At 63.7% G+C, this 15,828-nt stretch carries 15 protein-coding genes; all 15 read right to left on the bottom strand.

Annotation, left to right across the window (positions count from 1 at the left end):
* Nucleotides 1-27: 27 nt before the first annotated feature.
* Nucleotides 28-513, bottom strand: coding sequence for a rod shape-determining protein MreD (gene mreD, locus AB5Y47_RS11045; protein ID WP_010672635.1), 486 nt, complete (start codon nucleotides 511-513; stop codon nucleotides 28-30).
* Nucleotides 513-1,421 (bottom strand): rod shape-determining protein MreC, encoded by a 909-nt coding sequence (gene mreC, locus AB5Y47_RS11040; RefSeq protein WP_029313545.1) that lies wholly within the window; start codon nucleotides 1,419-1,421, stop codon nucleotides 513-515. The genes mreD and mreC overlap by 1 nt, the downstream gene beginning before the upstream one ends.
* Before the next feature lie 41 nt (nucleotides 1,422-1,462).
* A complete protein-coding gene (locus tag AB5Y47_RS11035; RefSeq protein ID WP_005308111.1) occupies nucleotides 1,463-2,503 on the bottom strand; it encodes a rod shape-determining protein in 1,041 nt (346 codons plus the stop codon).
* Between the two features lie 216 nt (nucleotides 2,504-2,719).
* Nucleotides 2,720-6,271 carry a DUF6701 domain-containing protein gene (locus AB5Y47_RS11030; protein ID WP_368220233.1) on the bottom strand — a complete coding sequence of 1,184 codons (3,552 nt, stop codon included), beginning with the start codon at nucleotides 6,269-6,271 and terminating at the stop codon, nucleotides 2,720-2,722.
* Nucleotides 6,272-6,296: 25 nt separating this feature from the next.
* Nucleotides 6,297-6,758 carry an MSHA biogenesis protein MshP gene (locus AB5Y47_RS11025; protein ID WP_319911601.1) on the bottom strand — a complete coding sequence of 154 codons (462 nt, stop codon included), beginning with the start codon at nucleotides 6,756-6,758 and terminating at the stop codon, nucleotides 6,297-6,299.
* Nucleotides 6,748-7,605, bottom strand: coding sequence for a PilW family protein (locus AB5Y47_RS11020; RefSeq protein WP_368220232.1), 858 nt, complete (start codon nucleotides 7,603-7,605; stop codon nucleotides 6,748-6,750). The genes AB5Y47_RS11025 and AB5Y47_RS11020 overlap by 11 nt, the downstream gene beginning before the upstream one ends.
* Complete coding sequence (locus AB5Y47_RS11015) at nucleotides 7,605-8,177, bottom strand: prepilin-type N-terminal cleavage/methylation domain-containing protein (protein WP_368220231.1); 573 nt, start codon at nucleotides 8,175-8,177, stop codon at nucleotides 7,605-7,607. The genes AB5Y47_RS11020 and AB5Y47_RS11015 overlap by 1 nt, the downstream gene beginning before the upstream one ends.
* Nucleotides 8,164-8,643: a prepilin-type N-terminal cleavage/methylation domain-containing protein gene (locus AB5Y47_RS11010; protein WP_323928773.1), complete on the bottom strand. Its 480-nt coding sequence runs from the start codon at nucleotides 8,641-8,643 to the stop codon at nucleotides 8,164-8,166. Before AB5Y47_RS11010 ends, AB5Y47_RS11015 begins: the two co-directional genes overlap by 14 nt.
* Before the next feature lie 64 nt (nucleotides 8,644-8,707).
* Nucleotides 8,708-9,166, bottom strand: coding sequence for a prepilin-type N-terminal cleavage/methylation domain-containing protein (locus AB5Y47_RS11005; RefSeq protein ID WP_041214309.1), 459 nt, complete (start codon nucleotides 9,164-9,166; stop codon nucleotides 8,708-8,710).
* A gap of 19 nt (nucleotides 9,167-9,185) precedes the next feature.
* Nucleotides 9,186-9,845, bottom strand: a complete 660-nt coding sequence (locus AB5Y47_RS11000) for a type II secretion system protein (RefSeq protein WP_041212210.1) — start codon at nucleotides 9,843-9,845, stop codon at nucleotides 9,186-9,188.
* Nucleotides 9,846-9,921: 76 nt separating this feature from the next.
* Nucleotides 9,922-10,380 (bottom strand): hypothetical protein, encoded by a 459-nt coding sequence (locus AB5Y47_RS10995; RefSeq protein WP_368220230.1) that lies wholly within the window; start codon nucleotides 10,378-10,380, stop codon nucleotides 9,922-9,924.
* A 254-nt stretch (nucleotides 10,381-10,634) separates the two neighbouring features.
* A complete protein-coding gene (locus AB5Y47_RS10990) occupies nucleotides 10,635-11,855 on the bottom strand; it encodes a type II secretion system F family protein (RefSeq protein WP_043154386.1) in 1,221 nt (406 codons plus the stop codon).
* A gap of 47 nt (nucleotides 11,856-11,902) precedes the next feature.
* Complete coding sequence (mshE, locus tag AB5Y47_RS10985; protein ID WP_043154387.1) at nucleotides 11,903-13,615, bottom strand: MSHA fimbrial ATPase MshE; 1,713 nt, start codon at nucleotides 13,613-13,615, stop codon at nucleotides 11,903-11,905.
* A gap of 73 nt (nucleotides 13,616-13,688) precedes the next feature.
* A complete protein-coding gene (locus tag AB5Y47_RS10980; protein ID WP_244073156.1) occupies nucleotides 13,689-14,825 on the bottom strand; it encodes a tetratricopeptide repeat protein in 1,137 nt (378 codons plus the stop codon).
* A complete protein-coding gene (locus tag AB5Y47_RS10975) occupies nucleotides 14,822-15,712 on the bottom strand; it encodes an ExeA family protein (RefSeq protein WP_010672622.1) in 891 nt (296 codons plus the stop codon). The genes AB5Y47_RS10980 and AB5Y47_RS10975 overlap by 4 nt, the downstream gene beginning before the upstream one ends.
* Nucleotides 15,713-15,828: the final 116 nt, after the last annotated feature.

Below are 15,828 nucleotides of genomic sequence, written 5' to 3'. Positions count from 1 at the left end.
GTTACAATGCGTTGTTTTTATTCACATTCACTTGATATTGAAGCGACGCCGCACCTTGCGCAAGACCATAAAAATCCAGGGCCATATTAACATCGTCGTCAACGTCGACCAAAAGTAGGCGAAGTTGAGGCTGGCCCGGCTGAACAGATGCTCCGCCCAGAACACGGTGATCTTCCCCACCAGGGAGAGCAGACCGATGATCAGCGCCTGCTGCCAGAGGGAGAAGTTGCGGATCTTCTGGAACTGGAAGGCCGCCAGGTAGGTGGTGATGGCCATGGCCATGGCCCGCACGCCGAGGGTGCTGCCGAGCAGCACGTCCAGCAGCAGGCCCGCCACCCAGGCGGTGCCGACGTTGGTCCGGTGCGGCAGCGCCAGCGCCCAGTAGATGAGCACCATGGCGAGCCAGTCCGGACGGAAGGGTTCGAATTGAAAGGGAAGCGGCAGGATGGAGAGGCACAGGGCCAGCAGGATCGAACACCAGATCCAGATCCTGCCGCTGGCGGGTTGCAGCATCAGCGCGTCGCCCCCGCCGCCGAGGTTGCCGTGGCCGCCGAGGCGCTCGCCGCAGGCTCAAGGGCATCCTTGTCGTGTACTTCCGGTTTCTTGTCGGTCCACAGCAGCAGCAGGTAGCGCAGACGGTCCAGCGCCACCAGCGGCTTGGCCTCGATCTGGGCGAAGGGCTTGCCCTCCACGTAGTCGGAGCGGGTCACGGTCGCCACCGGATAACCTTCCGGGAAGCGGCCGCCCAGGCCCGAGGTGACCAGCAGATCGCCGACCTGGACGTCGGTGTTGCGGGGCAGGTTGCGCAGCTCCAGCTTGTCCAGCTCGCCGCTGCCGGAGGCGATGGCGCGCAAGTCGTTGCGCAGCACCCGCACCGGGATACCGTGGCTGGAGTCGGTGATGAGCAGGACGCGACTGGTGGTGGAGCCCACGTGGAGCACCTGACCGACCACCCCCTGATCGTTGATCACCGGCTGGCCGTTGTAGACGCCATCCAGCGCCCCCTTGTTGATCAGCACCTGATGGCTGAAGGGGTCGGAATCCACCGACAGCAGCTCGGCCACCATCTTGCGGGACTCCTTGTGTACCGGCGACCCCAGCAGCTCGCGCAGCCGCTGGTTCTCGTGCTCCAGCTGATCCATCTTGAGCAGGCGCGAGCGCAGGGTGAACAGTTGCTGCTCCTGCTGCTTGGTCTGCTCGATGAGATCGGCGCGGGTCTGCACCTGGGTCGACATGGTGTCGAGCAGGGTGCCGGGGGCGTTGGCGATGTATTGCAGCGGGCTCACCAGGGAGCTCAGATAAACGCGGACATGGCTGAACACACCGAAGCGGGAATCCGCGACGATGGCAGCGACGGAGATGATGACGGCGAGAAACAACCGTAACTGAAGCGAAGGGCCTCTACCGAAGATGGGTTTCATGAGTCGTCAAAAAAGAGCCGGCGCTCGGCCGGCTTTGGGTCTTATTCGTAGTGGAACAGATCGCCACCGTGCATATCGATCAGTTCCAGCGCCTTGCCACCGCCACGGGCGACACAGGTGAGGGGATCTTCAGCCACGACGACCGGGATGCCGGTCTCTTCCATCAGCAGACGGTCGATGTCCTTGAGCAGGGCACCACCACCGGTCAGCACCATGCCGCGCTCGGAGATGTCGGACGCCAGCTCGGGCGGGGATTGCTCCAGGGCCACCATGACGGCGGAGACGATGCCGGAGAGCGGCTCTTGCAGCGCTTCCAGGATCTCGTTGGAGTTCAGGGTGAAGCTGCGGGGCACACCCTCGGCCAGGTTGCGACCGCGCACTTCGATCTCGCGCACCTCTTCGCCCGGATAGGCGGAGCCGATCTCGTGCTTGATGCGCTCGGCGGTGGCTTCCCCGATCAGGCTGCCGTAGTTGCGACGGACGTAGCTGATGATGGCTTCGTCGAACTTGTCGCCACCGATACGGACGGACTGGGAGTAGACCACGCCGTTCAGGGAGATGATGGCCACTTCGGTGGTACCGCCACCGATGTCCACCACCATGGAACCGGTCGCTTCGGAGACCGGCAGGCCGGCACCGATGGCGGCAGCCATGGGTTCATCGATCAGGTAAACCTCGCGGGCGCCGGCGCCCAGAGCGGATTCCTTGATGGCGCGACGTTCCACCTGGGTGGAGCCGCAGGGCACGCACACCAGCACGCGCGGGCTGGGGCGGAAATAGTTGTTGTCGTGAACCTGTTTGATGAAGTGCTGCAGCATCTTCTCGGTCACGTAGAAATCGGCGATCACGCCGTCTTTCATCGGGCGAATGGCGGAGATGTTACCCGGGGTACGACCCAGCATCTGCTTGGCGGCATGACCGACAGCAGCGACCGATTTGGCGTTCCCGCGCTCTTGGCGAATGGCGACAACTGAGGGTTCGTTAAGGACGATCCCTTGATCTTTTACATAGATCAGGGTGTTGGCAGTTCCCAAGTCGATCGACAGATCGTTGGAAAAGACGCCTCTGAGCTTTTTGAACATGGCTACGGGAAATCCTAAGAATTTGGAGGTGCAGAAAACCGGCTAACTTTACCAATGCCCACCCCAATGGGCAAGCGCTCAAACTGTCGCCAATCAATCAGGCGCGACAAAAATGCGAGTCATCACTCACCCGCTCAGGCCGACAAACACTACGAAACAAGGAGATAAGACGCCACTGTACAGCAATGCGTCTATCTCCCCGTGTCAGCCCGGGTGTCAGGGCATCACTTCGCGGCGATAAATAATTCTGTCATTACCCCGATCCCGGCCAAAAATTGCCTCTCCCAGCAGGTGATCCGCCGTGGCCGGATCCGCCAGCCAAACGGGGGAGAGGGGCTGTTTGTCCAGCAGGATCTCGTAGGGAATGCGCACACTCTGGTTCGGCGCGGCGAAATGGAACCGGGTCTCCCCACCATTGATGCGAACATCGCTGCCGCCAGGGGCAACCGGCCCCAGGCCGAGACGGATCCGGGGGCCATCCTTGAGGCCCAGATCTCCGGTCGCGGCGTCGTAATGCTGCTCGCCATCGGTAAAGCGAATGCCATCGTTCGCGAGGGATATCCGGGTACAGAGATCGTCCTGATTCACCCGCCACTGGCCCCCTTCGAAATATTGCACCTGAAGCGGCAGCGCCAGCGGGGCGCTGGCCGCCCCCTGACGAGTGCTGGCCAGCAGGCGGCCGTAATAGGCGATCATGGTGTCGTTCTTCCCTTGCAAAATAGAGAGCTGCCTGGCGGTGCAGTTCACCCCGCTCTGGCAGTTGCCGCTGACGGCCGGATTCATGTTCCGACCGCTGAGGAAGCTGGTCTCAGGAGTCTCACCGTCCGTCACTCTGAGCCCTAGTCGCAGGAGCGGCAAGGGCTCTTCCGGTGCGGTCAGGCTAGGGGTCAGTTCGCGCAGCCGCATAAAGCGGGTTTGACCTGATTGCTTGCCTGTTCCTTCGGTCCAGCTGGCGGCCAGAGGTGCCAGCCGATTGGATCTGTCCACCCCGTCCTGATTGTTGGCGGCCACCAGGGTGAGGGCCCCTCTGGCAAAGGCATCACGGTAGTTCCTCGTGACACTCCCTTCCTTGTTGCGCGCCTCCACCACCGTCTGTATCCCGAATGGCTGGCTCATATAGCTGAAACCGCCGCAGGCCGGGGTGACGGTACCGCTCGTCATGTTGAAGTCCCAGGGTACGAAGCGCCCCAACGGTACGCTGGTGGCGGGAGGGATGGTGTAACCGAAATAGCCCGTTGATACTGTGCTTCCCTCTGGCAACGTAGCCGCTGGTGGCGTCGCCTTGATCCTGAAGACCCCGACCTCGTTGAGGCTGAGGGCGGGTGTATTGAGGCTGGCACTGGCTGCAACGTGGCTGTACCTGGTCGGGGTGACCTGGGCGACCACGCCCCCCTGAGGGGCCACCAGCTCGCTGGTCAGGGCGATGTCGGACAACACGAAGTTGGGGGTGGTGCCATTGCCGGTGCAGATATCCCCATCGCTGTCGCTCTGCCACGCCATGGCCTGGATATTGAGCGAGAAGCTGTCTCCCGTCCTCTTGAACACAGGGCAGGTGATATCACCTGCCGCGCAGGTCCCCTGGGTGGGCGTGATGCAGAGCCCCACCGGGCGGGAGACAAACTGATCCGCCCCCGTCATCACCAACCCGGCGCTGTCGCCGCTGCCCTCGTGGCGGGCGTTGAGCTGCATCTTGCCCGCATCCGGGTAGTTGACCGTCAGGGTCACCTCCCCCTGGGCATCGAAGGCCAGTTCCGTGCTGGCGGCCGCCGCCTGGCTAGTGGCGACGGCACTGCCATTGACCGTCACCTTGCTGCCAAATGCATTGCCAGTCGGATCTATGTAGTCGCTCCAGAAGCTGACGGGCTTGCTCACATCGGCAAAGCCCGGCACGCACTGCTGGCTGGCGTCATCTTTCTTGACCGCCTTCATCAGCACCTGCTGCGGCTTGTTGGCATAGGTATCTTGCACCTCGAACAGGAAGCCGCTGTCGGCAAAGTCCAGGGTGCAGTCCTCGGCACTCGGCTCGCCACCCGCGGCCCGACACAGGGTGGCAGACCCGGCCTGAGGGGTAGCGCTTGCCACACCGATCGTCAGCACTCCGGGCTTGTTGCCCCGCAAGGAGACGGACGCGGCACCGCCGGAAAGGGAGATATTGCCCCCACCGACCCAGAGCCCGTTGCTCTCAGGGGTAACCGAGAGCTGAACCTCCACAGGGTCCGTCACCAGGGCCGTACACGCCAGGTCGGCACAGGCTCTGACCGTGACCGATTCTGGGTTGCAGGTGAGGCCTGATCCCGTATGGTCGAGTTCGAAGTGGTGCAGGGTGACGCCTTCCGGTTGGCATACGTCGGGCCAGTCGCCGGTAAAGGGCTCATGGATGATCTTGCTGCCCCAGCCTGACATGGTCACGTTGACGGCGGACACTGCCCCGGTCAGCACAGCCTGGTCACTCATGGTCAGATTGCCTGCTTTCACATAGAGAATGGCGTTGAGCTTGGCATTACCGCTCAGGGTGGCCTTGCCAAACCCGTAGAACAGGAAGTTGTTTGCCGAGCCCTCTGCGTTGACATTCATCTGACCACGCAGGGAAATGTCGCCATTCACATAGAGCCGAGCCGTGCTGTCATCATCCACCACCACATCCAGATTGGTGTTGCTGATGCTGAGCTTGTCGATCCAATGTTCCCCGCCGGAGAGATAGAACACGACCTCGTGGGTGCCGCTGAGGCTGAGCTGGTCGAGATAGTGAGCATGCACATAGCCCTTCACGGCAGACCCATCCTGCATGCTCAGGCTCTGATAGAGCTTGATCAGTAAGTTGTCTGGAGGGGAGCCTGTCCCGCTTGAGTAGATCTTGGACTCGCTCATCATGGCCAGGGTGTAGATGTCCATGTGGGCCTTGGTCGTACTACCGCTATCAACGAAGTTGATCCGGCTGTTGTTTTTCATCGTCAGCGTACGGATCGCCCACTGCCCATTCGCCAGGGTGATGACGCTCTGCGCCCCCAGAGTCAGGCTGTTCAATGAGTGAGGCTGAAAGCGGGCGGCCGCGACCTGGTCTGCCTGGTTGACCGCCACCGCCAGGGTGTCATGGACCCTGATGGCAAGACCGGAGAGGGTCGCACCTTCATTGAGGGTGACACTGTTCGCGTTCAGCGTGCCCGTCCCCTGCAGCTTGCTCGAGTCTTGCATGGTCAGGGTCTTGACGAACACATTGGCGCCATTGACATTCAGTGCCGCCCCTCCGGAGAGGGAGAGGCTCTGGAAGTAGTAATTCTTGCCGCTCTCCAGCGTGGCCTGACAATTCCAGCCAGACCAGTTTCCTGCCCCATAGTTGCCAGGGCTCAGGTTTATCGCGCCGTTACAAGACACATTGCTGCCGCCGCTATAACTGGGGAAATCCTGGGTGGCGGCGGGGAAATCCTTGGGGTCGGCCTTGAAGGTCTGGTCCGCAAGTGGTGTGGCCAACGCTCCCGTGATCCCGCAATAGGATTGCCAGGCACTGCCCACATACTGACCCCCGGCGTTCCCCGTACTGGTCGAACAGCCGGACTGGCCGCCGAGAGAGGCACTCAGAAACGGATAGTTGGCCGGCTGGCTAGCCCCCACGATCGAGGAACCATCTGTCATGGAGAGCTTTCCCGGAGAGGCATGGCTCTGGACCGGGTAATCAAACACCCCCATGCACTGATCGGCCGCCTGTACCGAGGCCGCACCCAGCAGCATGGTGAACAGCATGGGACCCCAAAGAGGCTGTTTTGACGTCATGAATGCGGGCTCCTTGCAAGGGGTCTCACGGCGTGGTGCCATCGAAGGCCTCCGCCATCACGCTGCGGCTGACCGCAAAATCGGGGGAGGCGCCGCCGCTGTCATCCCCGCACTGACCGATACCCGTCAGTCGCCACCCCTTGGTGGTACGAGCGTTATGGTCGACGATCACCTCTGTACAACCCAGGCTGGCTCGGCAACCCGCCAATCCCAGCGCATCGGCGGGGAGGTCCAGGCTGAGATCGCTGCAGCTCTGCCCCTGCCAGTGGCCGTTGGGGTAGAGGCGATAGAGCCCGATTTCGACGGCGCTCTGGGCCGCCATCAGGGCCCGCACGCCGCGCACCTCCACCGTATTCTTCTCGCTGCTGTCGAGCAGGAAGCGTCCCATGGCGGCGGCGAGCAGCCCCATGATGACGATGACGAAGAGGGCGATCAGGATGGCGCTGCCCCGCTGAGACCTCACCATGGAGGGAGTGTCAGGGCGCATTGAGGGTCTCCAGCTTGTGGTGGAAGACGACGTGCTCGTCGCGCTGCTCGAACTCCAGTCGCAGCCCCACCTCGCTCTGGTTGAAGGCGGCGGGTTCCCGATAGAAGTAATAGGCGGCGGGACGGATATGCTCCGCCATCAACCGGGTGGTCTCGCTGCTGTTCAGGGTGTCGTCGAGGGACTTGGCCATGCGCCAGAGGTTGCCCCCTCTCACGCAATAGAGCACCTGCTGGTTCGCAAAATAGATGCGCTGGCCCGGGGAGTCCTTGGCGAGCGCACCAGCCAGGGTCAGCGGCACGGCCCCGGAGACGGGAGTTCCTACCTCGGTCACTCTGGCAGTGCAACGCCCCTGCACACACCTCTTGTCCAGCATGATGGTACTGCCAGAGGTCGTGTCAGGCAGCGGATAGATGATGGCCGTATCTTCCTTTTCCGGCATGGTGACAGGCTCGACGATGCGAAGCACGGTGCTGCTCGCCGTCTCCAGGTAGCGGCTAGCGGTAGCGATGGGCCAGAAGCGCAGGCAAGGCCCCTGCTCCCCCAAGCCGCCAGCGGCGTCCTCCACGCGCACCGAGCCGGGGACCGCGTCGCGCACCTCGCGGTTGAGCCGCTCCAGGGCGAAACGGGCATCGCTCATCAGCTGCTCGCGGCGGCTGGCATCTCCGTAAATCTGTGTGCCGATGCCGATAAACTGGCTGGAAAATGTCGCCATCACTCCGAGCAGCAGGATCACCATCACCAGCTCCACCAGGGTGAAGCCCCCCTCACGCCCGAGTCGGACGCGGTCACGGGCGAGTCTGGCGCATGGGTATTCCCACGCGGCATCACGGGAATGTGGCTTGCCCATCAGTAGTTCCCCCGATAGAGGCCGAAGACCAGCTCGCTCCCGTCCGGCAGGCGCACGGTCAGGGTGATGCGCTTGCCGATGGACTCGGCCCCCTCCCCCGCGCTGCCAAAGAGGGTATCCGGCACCACCGCGATCTTCACCTGGTAGCGCCGATACTCCTCTTCGCTGCTCGCGGCCGAGGCCTGGGTAAAGTAGCTGGCGTCCACCCAGCGGCCTGCCGTGTCGAAATCGTCCACGTCGTTGAACTGGTAGGGGCGGGTTTCGCCACTATCGGGGCCATAGTCGGCGCTCGCCGTGCAGGGGGGATAGGTGAAGGCGGGCACACCGGCCGTCTCGCCACAGCGAAAACGGCCGCCGTTGTGATCGGAATGCTCGTCGAAAGACTTCTCCAGCATCTCGCCGAGGATGCGCTGGGCGAGCTGAGCGGCGCGTACCTGCTGCACCGGATCCACCGCCTGGGGAGCCTGATTGATAAGCAGCCCCAGGATGCCGGTCAGGGCGACGGCCAGCAGCACGATGCCGACCACGAACTCGACCAGGGTGAAGCCGCGGCGGATCTTAGGGGATCGCATGGATATAGCCTTCCGGCTCGATGCGCAGCCGGGCACTCTCCTGGCCGCTGCTGACCGCCAGTTCGCAGCCGTTGATGCAGCCAGGCCACAGGGGCCTGCCGCTGCGCTTGTCGAAATGGAATGTCCCCTGGGGGGAGAATTGCAGGTTGCCGGACGCCTGCACCAGGCGCCCGCGACTCTGCTCATTCCCACGCCAGCCCGAAATGGGGGCAGGCGCACAGCTCGCCCCGGTCAGATGGCCAAAACGCCCCGCCTCCAGCACTAGCTGGGTGCAGCGCGCGTCCCCTTCCTGCATGTTCATGGTCTGCACCAGCCGCAGCCGGGCCACCAGCTCATCGCGCAGGGTATGGGTTTCAAAGCCGCCTTTGCCCAGCCATTTAGGCACGGCAAAGGCGGCCAGAATCCCGAGTAACAGGATCACTATCACCAGTTCTATCAGGGTGAAACCATCACTTCGTGCCGCCATGACACAGCACTCCTTGGGAGGAAGATGGAGAGAGACCCTCTCTCCATCTTGATTGAAATTGACCTTACTTACAGGCCGTCACTTCAGAGGTCGGCAGGGATACCGAAGTAGCCTGGGTATAAGTGACGAAGCAATCGGTCGCGGTAGAGGAAGAAATAGCGGCCGGGAAGATCAGAATGCTGCTTGCACCGGAAGTTTTATAGCTCCAGTCACCAGAGCTCAGCTCGAGCACTTTGGAAAGATCATCCTGGGTTGCCTTGGGGTAACCAAACGCGATCCCCACGTTGACACCATTGCCTATGTCCAGCGTTTCGGATTCGGCAGCGTCTTTACCTGCAATGACGGCTTTGCTGTACACCATGGCGCCAGCAGAATTCAGGGAGCCCTCAACGCCTTTCAGGGTAGAAGTGCGCGCATCATCCTGCAGATTCAGGAACTTGGGTGCGGCGGTGACCGCCAGAATGCCCAGAATGATGATCACGATGACCAGTTCGATCAGGGTAAAGCCCGATTGCTTTTTCATTACGTCTTTCCTCGGTTTATCAATTGATATGGGTGGTCACCTGGCCGGAGGCCGGGCGATAACTGAAACTCATGAACGCATCCGTGCTCCCTTGCGGGTCCTGATAACGTCCATCACTTCCCTTGCTCAGGCTGTTGACCAGATAGTAACGGCAGACCGAATCCAGTCCATTGTTGCTCACCGTGGCATAGAACTTCAGGTCATTGCCGCTACCGCGCACCTCGTCAAAGCGGGCAGTAGCCTTGGGAGGATTCTGCAACAACCCCTCCCAAATATTGAGGCAGCGGGCCGCCGTCAGGCTGGCCGGATCCACATCGGGCGTGCCACTTGCTGCCGTGTCCATGGGATACCCGGGAGAGAGCTCGCCATTGCTGACCTGGCTGTCGGTCGGCGTGGTCAGATAGAAACGCGAGCCGTCATAGAGCACGGTGTTGAGTCCATCCTGCCTGGCACGCCCTTCGGCCTCCCACTGGGCACGCACCAGGGACACCCCGGTGGCGAAACCGCCGGACACCCCTTCCACGCTCGCCTTCTTCGCCTCGTCGGTCACATCGAGAAAACGGGGCAAGGCGGTGACGGCCAGGATCCCCAGGATCACGATGACGATCACCAGCTCAATCAGGGAAAAACCGGCCATCCGGCCAAGCGCCCTAACGGGTCTCACTCTCTTTGCTGCCATGCTGCCTCCGTAATGGTCCGCATTATTTCATGCGGATAGAAAAAAATCATGTCAATGAAATACTTGAAGCACCCAATCAGGGGCGGGCCACCACCCGGCCATCGGTGAAGCTGTAGTGCAGCCAGTGCCCTTCCTGGCCGAAATCACACCCGCCGCCTCCTTCGCTGGCAAGGGCCTGCCAGGATAAGAGCCCCTCATCGTGCCCCAACAGGGCGAGCCAGAGCTGACGGCAATCGGCCGATGGCGACTGGCGCGGCAACACCGCCAGAGGCCAGCCCCGCTCATCGAACTGCCAGGCTGTGCCCTCGGCATGGAGCACCGACGGACGCCGCTCGTCGAGCCAGCGTCCGTGCAGGCGCTGGGCCCGCTGTGCGAACTGCTCACCGAGCAGGCTGGCGCTGATGGCCAGCGCCTCTTCCCTGTGATTGCGATAGCTCATGACCAGGGCCGTGACGATGACCGCCAGCAGGATAAAGACGACGACCCGCCGATACCCCCCCAGCCAGTGCTCATCCCGCTCGGACTCTCTGCTCATGCTCTTTCATACCCTGTTCTCTGTGCCCGGCACGGGCGGCATCCGGATGACCGTGAAGATACTGCCTACTGGCCGCGCACCGCTCTCATCATGTCCCACCATCAGAGGAGTGAAGATGCTGAACCCTGTCACTGGCCGCGCACCGCTCTCATCGTATCTCACCATCAGGGGAGTAAAGATGCTGAACCCTGTCACTGACCGCGAACAGCCCTCATCATGTCCCACCATCAGAGGAGTGAAGATGCTAAACCCTGTCACTGACCGCGAACAGCTCTCATCATGTCCCACATGGGAGTGAAGATACCCAGCGCCAGCACCAGTACCATGACCGCCACTATGCCGATGAGGATGGGTTCGATGCGGGCGGTGAGGCTCTTGAGGTCATAATCCACCTCACGCTCGTAATACTCGGCCGCTTCGTGCAGCAGCTCGTCCACCTGGCCGGTCTCCTCCCCCACCGCGATCATCTGCATCACCAATGGAGTGAACAGGCCGCTGGCGCCGGCGGTGCGCAGCAGGCTCTCGCCGCGCTCGATGCCGCCCCGCATGTCGCGGATCTGTCCCGCCATCCAGGCGTTGTCCACCGCGTCGGCCACCAGGGTCAGCGCCGTGTTGAGCGGCACGCCGGCCTTGAGCATCATGGAGAAGCTGCGGGCAAAACGGGCAAGCAGGGAGCGCTCTATGATGGAGCCGACGATGGGCAGCCGCAGCTGCCATCTGTGCCAGGTCAGCCTGCCTTTGGTGGTGGCGACCCAGCGTCGCCAGCCGACGACGGCGCCCACCAGGATGGCGAGCAGCAGCCACCAGTAGTGAACGAAGAAGTGGGAGGTGGCCAGCAGGATACGGGTCGCCAGCGGCAGCTCCACCCCGAACTTGGCAAACATCCCGGCAAAGACGGGGATCACCATGATGTTGAGGATCACCATGGCGACGGCGATGGCAATCAGCACGAAGGTGGGGTAGCGCATGGCGGTCTTGATCCGCTTGCGGGTCTCCAGCTCCAGATCGAAATAGTTGGCGAGCTGCAGGAAGGCCTCCTCCAGCTGACCCGTGTTCTCCCCCACGTGGATGATGGCCACGAAGAGGCTGCTGAACACCTTCGGGTGCGACTGCATCGCGCTCGACAGCGGCCGGCCGTTGGCCAGATCCTCCCCCAGGGCGTGAAGCGCCCGCTTGAGGGGCTTGCTGTGGGCGCTCTCCTCCAGCCCCGCGATGGCGCGCAGGATAGGGATGCCTGCCCGGGTCAGGGCATACATCTGGCGGCTGAAGACCACCAGCTCCTCCAGCTTGACGCTCCCTTCCAGCAGCAGCGACCAGTCGATGCTGGCAGACCTGGCCTTGCCGGCCTTCAGCTCGGTGGGCATCACCCCGCGGCGCATCAGCTGCTCGGCGGCGGCCAGCTCGCTCACCGCTTCCACCACACCGCTGACGGCCTGGCCCTGGCTGTCACGCCCCTTGTAGGCAAAACGGTTCATGGGCGACCCCAGCAGAGTGATTCAGTACGATCCAGATGCCTCATGCGTTACCCCAGGTCCTCGGCCAGCCGAAGCACCTCGTCCACCGAGGTGATCCCCTCGCGGGCATAGTCGAGCGCCGTCAGGGCCAGGGGGCGGTAGTGCTCGTGCGCCCGTGCCGCCCGGGCAAACCCCTCGGCATCATTGCGGCGCAGGGCATCCATCATGGATTGATCCAGCTCCAGCAGCTCGTAGACCCCGATCCGGCCCGCATAGCCGGTGAAGTTGCAGCTCTGGCAGCCCCGCCCCTTGCGATAGCGATGCTGGCCCGGCGCTTCACCGGAGAGCACCGAGAGCCAGGTGGCCTGCCCCTCGTCCGGCGCCGTCTCGCAGGCGCAGTGTTCACACACCCGCCGCACCAGGCGCTGGGCCACCACGGCCCGCAGGGCGCTCGCCACCAGATAGCCGGGCGCCCCCATGTCGATGAGACGCAGGGCGCTGGTCACGGCGTCGTTGGTGTGCAAGGTGGTCAGCACCAGGTGGCCCGTGATGGCGCCGCGCAGGCCGATCTCCACCGTCTCGTTGTCCCGCATCTCCCCCACCAGCAGGATGTCCGGATCCTGGCGCAGGGTGGAGCGCAGCACCTGGGAGAAGGTGAGCCCTATCTTGGGATTGACCTGCACCTGGCTGATGCGGGGCAGACGGTACTCCACCGGGTCTTCCACCGTGATGATCTTGTGGCTGGCCTGGTTGAGCTCGGAGAGGGCGCCGTAGAGCGTCGTGGTCTTGCCGCTGCCGGTCGGGCCCGTCACCAGGATCATGCCGTGAGGGCGTTTGAGCTGACGGCGGAAGCGGGTCAGGATGGCGGGCGGCATCCCGGTCTCGGCGAGCGACAAGATGCCGGAGGATTGATCCAGCAGCCGCATCACCACGGACTCGCCATACTGCACCGGCATGGTGGACATCCGCACATCCACGTCGCGGCCGCGCACCTTCATGTTGAAACGGCCATCCTGGGGCAGACGCTTCTCCGAGATGTCGAGCCCGGCCACCAGCTTGAGGCGCAGCACCAGCGCCTGGGCAATGCGCACCTCGTTGAGGATGTTCTCGTGCAGCACGCCGTCGATACGCTGGCGAATGCGCAGCACCTTCTCGTCCGGTTCGATATGGATGTCGGAGGCCCCCACCTGTACCGCGTCCTCGAACAGGGAGCGCAGCAGCTTGGCCACCGTCGCCTCCCCCTCGTCGGTTGCGGCATTGAGGCTGCCGGCCCCCAGCTCGAAGCCGGTCTCCTGGTGCTCTTCGTGCAGTTGCACCGCGAAGTTCTCTATCTCCCGGGTGCGGCGATAGAGGCGGTCGAAATACTCCAGCAGCTGGCCTTCACGGGCTACGGCCAGCACCAGCTCCCGCGGGCTGAGCAGGGCAGCGATGGCGTCGAGGGCGCTCAGATCCGCCGGATCCGACATCACCACGGTGACCTTGTCGTCGCTCAGGTTGACGGCCAGCGCCCGGTAGCGGCGCGCCTGCACCTCGGGCAACAGCGCCACGGCCGAGACGTCGATGGTGAGGTTGTTGAGATCGAAGAAGGGCACATCCAGCTGACGGGCGAGGAAGGTCAGCAGTTGCACCTCGCTGATGAAGCCGAGATCGATGAGGGTGGTCCCCAGCTTGCGGCCGGTCTGGCGCTGCTGCTGCAGGGCGAGCTGCAGCTGATCATCCGAGATGATCTGTTCCTGTACCAGCAGGTCGCCTAGGCGCATTTTCAGTCTGGGTTGTGCCATTGTTGCTCCGATCTCTGTTGCTTCACGCCCGCTGCCTTGTCCGATGGCATGGGCTCATCGAACTGCCGTTCTATCAATGGGTCAGTTGGCCAATTCGTTGTTCGAGCCATTGGGTGGAGGCCTCCCCCAGATTGCCGTGCAACTGGGCATTGCGATAGGCATCCAGTGCCCGCTGACGGTGTCCCTGACCATCCTCCGCCACCCCCAGTCCCAGCCACCAGCGCCCCTGATCCGGCTGCTGGCGCAGCAGCCTGACGTACATCTCGGACGCCTGGACAGGCTGCCCCAGCTCCTGGGCAAGGCCGGCCCAGGTGGCGTAATAATCCAGATTGCTGGCAATATCGGGCTGATAGCCGGTGAGCCAGTCCAGCGCCTTCTGCCGATCCCCGCCGCTGATGGCCACACGGGCCAGCAGCAGACGCAGGTCCGCCTGCGCGGGATCCAGCCTCAGCCCCTCTTCCAGCACCTGGGCGGCCTCGGTCAGCCGTCCGGCGCCATAGAGCAGGCCCGCCAGCTGTTCCCGCGCCCCCTGGTTGTGGGGATCGTGGGCCAGCACTTCGTAGTAGCCATCCTGCGCCTCCTGCATCCGTCCCTTGGCCATGGCCGTGGTCGCCTTGCGCTCGGCCAGGGTGGCCAGCTCGGCGTCGGAGAGTTCCACCGTCTCGATCTTCAGGATCCCGGGTTTGCGCGGCGCGGCGGGGGCAGGCGCCTCTTCGGCACTCTGCTCCGCGGCCAGCTCGGCATAGAGGTCCGGCTGCAGCTCCTCGTCGCTCGGGATCGTCTCGTCCCCCAGCGCTTCCTGCGGATTACCCTCATCGGCGAGCACGGCCTCATCGGCCGGAGCCTGCTCGGCTGCGGAGGGGGCCACTCTCGCGGCGGTCGACTCGGCACTGGCGGCGGGCACCTTTGCCACTGGCGCGGCAGAGGAGACCGCCTGCGTGGTGGCCACCACCGCCAGGGGCGCGGATGGCGCCACCGCAGGGGCGGTGCGGGGGGCCTCGACCTGCGCCGCTGGCAGGGAGGCTCGCTGGCTCTGCTGCCAGAAGATCCAGGTGCGCCAGCCGAGGATCCCCAGGGCCAGGGTACACAGCAGGGTCAGCACCAGCATCCACCAGCCTTGCTGGCGCACCGGCGCCACATAGACGGCGGCTCCCTCGGCCTCTTGCTGACGCCTATCCAGATCTTTCAGCATCTGATTGATCACGCTCATGACCAGACTCCATACGCCAGGGCGGTGCCCAGCAACAACAACAGGGGCCACCAGAGGGTGAGACGGCCACGGCGGGCATCATCGGTATCCCGGATGGCGAGCCGGACCAGGGCGCTGTCGATCCGCCGCACACCGCGACCATAGGCCAGCATCAGGCACTTCTGCGCCAGTATGTTGATGAGGCGGGGAATGCCGCGGGATGCGCGCCACAGCCTGCGCAGGGCGCGGCCATCGAACAGGGCGGCCCCGCGATAACCGGACACCTGCAGCCGGTACTCCAGATAGGCCCGGGTCTCGTCGAGCCGCAGCGGCCGCAGGCGGTAGGAAAAACCGATGCGCTGGCGCAACTGGCGAAGACGGGGCTGCCCGAGCCTGGCATCCAGCTCGGGCTGGCCGAACAACACGATTTGCAGCAGCTTGCTGGATTCGGTTTCCAGGTTGCCAAACAGCCGGATCGCCTCCAGGGTCTCGTCCGGCAGGGCTTGCGCCTCGTCTATCAGCACCACCACCCGGCTCCCCTGCCGATGCAGGGAGATCAGATGGCGGTGAATACGATCCGTGAGATCCAGCTCGCTCTCCCCCGCCAGCGTCAACCCCAGCTCCAGGGCCAGGGCCGTGCGCAGCTCCCCCGGAGTGAGATGGGGGTTGGGCAGCCAGGCCAGGCGCACCGGGCAGGCCTCGGAGCCGAGCTCGCTCAGCAGTTTGCGACAGAGCAGGGTCTTGCCAGTGCCGACCTCGCCGGTCACCTTGATGAACCCCTCCCCCTGGGAAAGCGCCCAGTTGAGCACCTGCATGGCCTCCTCGTGGGGGGGCAGGCCGTAATAGAAACCGGTGTTCGGGGTCAGGCCGAAGGGGGCCTCCCGCAGTCCGAAGTGGCTCAGATACATGCACCCTCCCGGCCAGAGTCCAGGGCGCGTAGCCGCAGACAGCCCCGGATCAGCGACATGGCGCCTCCGCCGTCGGGCAGGGCAGAGTGGTGACAGCCGGGAGGCGCCGCCACATG

This window comes from Aeromonas sp. R7-2, from assembly GCF_040908105.1.
Classification (GTDB): Bacteria; Pseudomonadota; Gammaproteobacteria; order Enterobacterales; family Aeromonadaceae; genus Aeromonas; species Aeromonas caviae.
The sequence above is the reverse complement of the archived record's forward strand: the minus strand, read 5'-3'. Positions and strand labels throughout refer to the sequence as shown.

Coding starts and splice junctions, on each gene's coding strand:
- mreD (WP_010672635.1), bottom strand. CDS start 513: ATGCTGCAACCCGCCAGCGGCAGGATCTGGATCTGGTGTTCGATCCTG.
- mreC (WP_029313545.1), bottom strand. CDS start 1,421: ATGAAACCCATCTTCGGTAGAGGCCCTTCGCTTCAGTTACGGTTGTTT.
- AB5Y47_RS11035 (WP_005308111.1), bottom strand. CDS start 2,503: ATGTTCAAAAAGCTCAGAGGCGTCTTTTCCAACGATCTGTCGATCGAC.
- AB5Y47_RS11030 (WP_368220233.1), bottom strand. CDS start 6,271: ATGACGTCAAAACAGCCTCTTTGGGGTCCCATGCTGTTCACCATGCTG.
- AB5Y47_RS11025 (WP_319911601.1), bottom strand. CDS start 6,758: ATGCGCCCTGACACTCCCTCCATGGTGAGGTCTCAGCGGGGCAGCGCC.
- AB5Y47_RS11020 (WP_368220232.1), bottom strand. CDS start 7,605: ATGGGCAAGCCACATTCCCGTGATGCCGCGTGGGAATACCCATGCGCC.
- AB5Y47_RS11015 (WP_368220231.1), bottom strand. CDS start 8,177: ATGCGATCCCCTAAGATCCGCCGCGGCTTCACCCTGGTCGAGTTCGTG.
- AB5Y47_RS11010 (WP_323928773.1), bottom strand. CDS start 8,643: ATGGCGGCACGAAGTGATGGTTTCACCCTGATAGAACTGGTGATAGTG.
- AB5Y47_RS11005 (WP_041214309.1), bottom strand. CDS start 9,166: ATGAAAAAGCAATCGGGCTTTACCCTGATCGAACTGGTCATCGTGATC.
- AB5Y47_RS11000 (WP_041212210.1), bottom strand. CDS start 9,845: ATGGCAGCAAAGAGAGTGAGACCCGTTAGGGCGCTTGGCCGGATGGCC.
- AB5Y47_RS10995 (WP_368220230.1), bottom strand. CDS start 10,380: ATGAGCAGAGAGTCCGAGCGGGATGAGCACTGGCTGGGGGGGTATCGG.
- AB5Y47_RS10990 (WP_043154386.1), bottom strand. CDS start 11,855: ATGAACCGTTTTGCCTACAAGGGGCGTGACAGCCAGGGCCAGGCCGTC.
- mshE (WP_043154387.1), bottom strand. CDS start 13,615: ATGGCACAACCCAGACTGAAAATGCGCCTAGGCGACCTGCTGGTACAG.
- AB5Y47_RS10980 (WP_244073156.1), bottom strand. CDS start 14,825: ATGAGCGTGATCAATCAGATGCTGAAAGATCTGGATAGGCGTCAGCAA.
- AB5Y47_RS10975 (WP_010672622.1), bottom strand. CDS start 15,712: ATGTATCTGAGCCACTTCGGACTGCGGGAGGCCCCCTTCGGCCTGACC.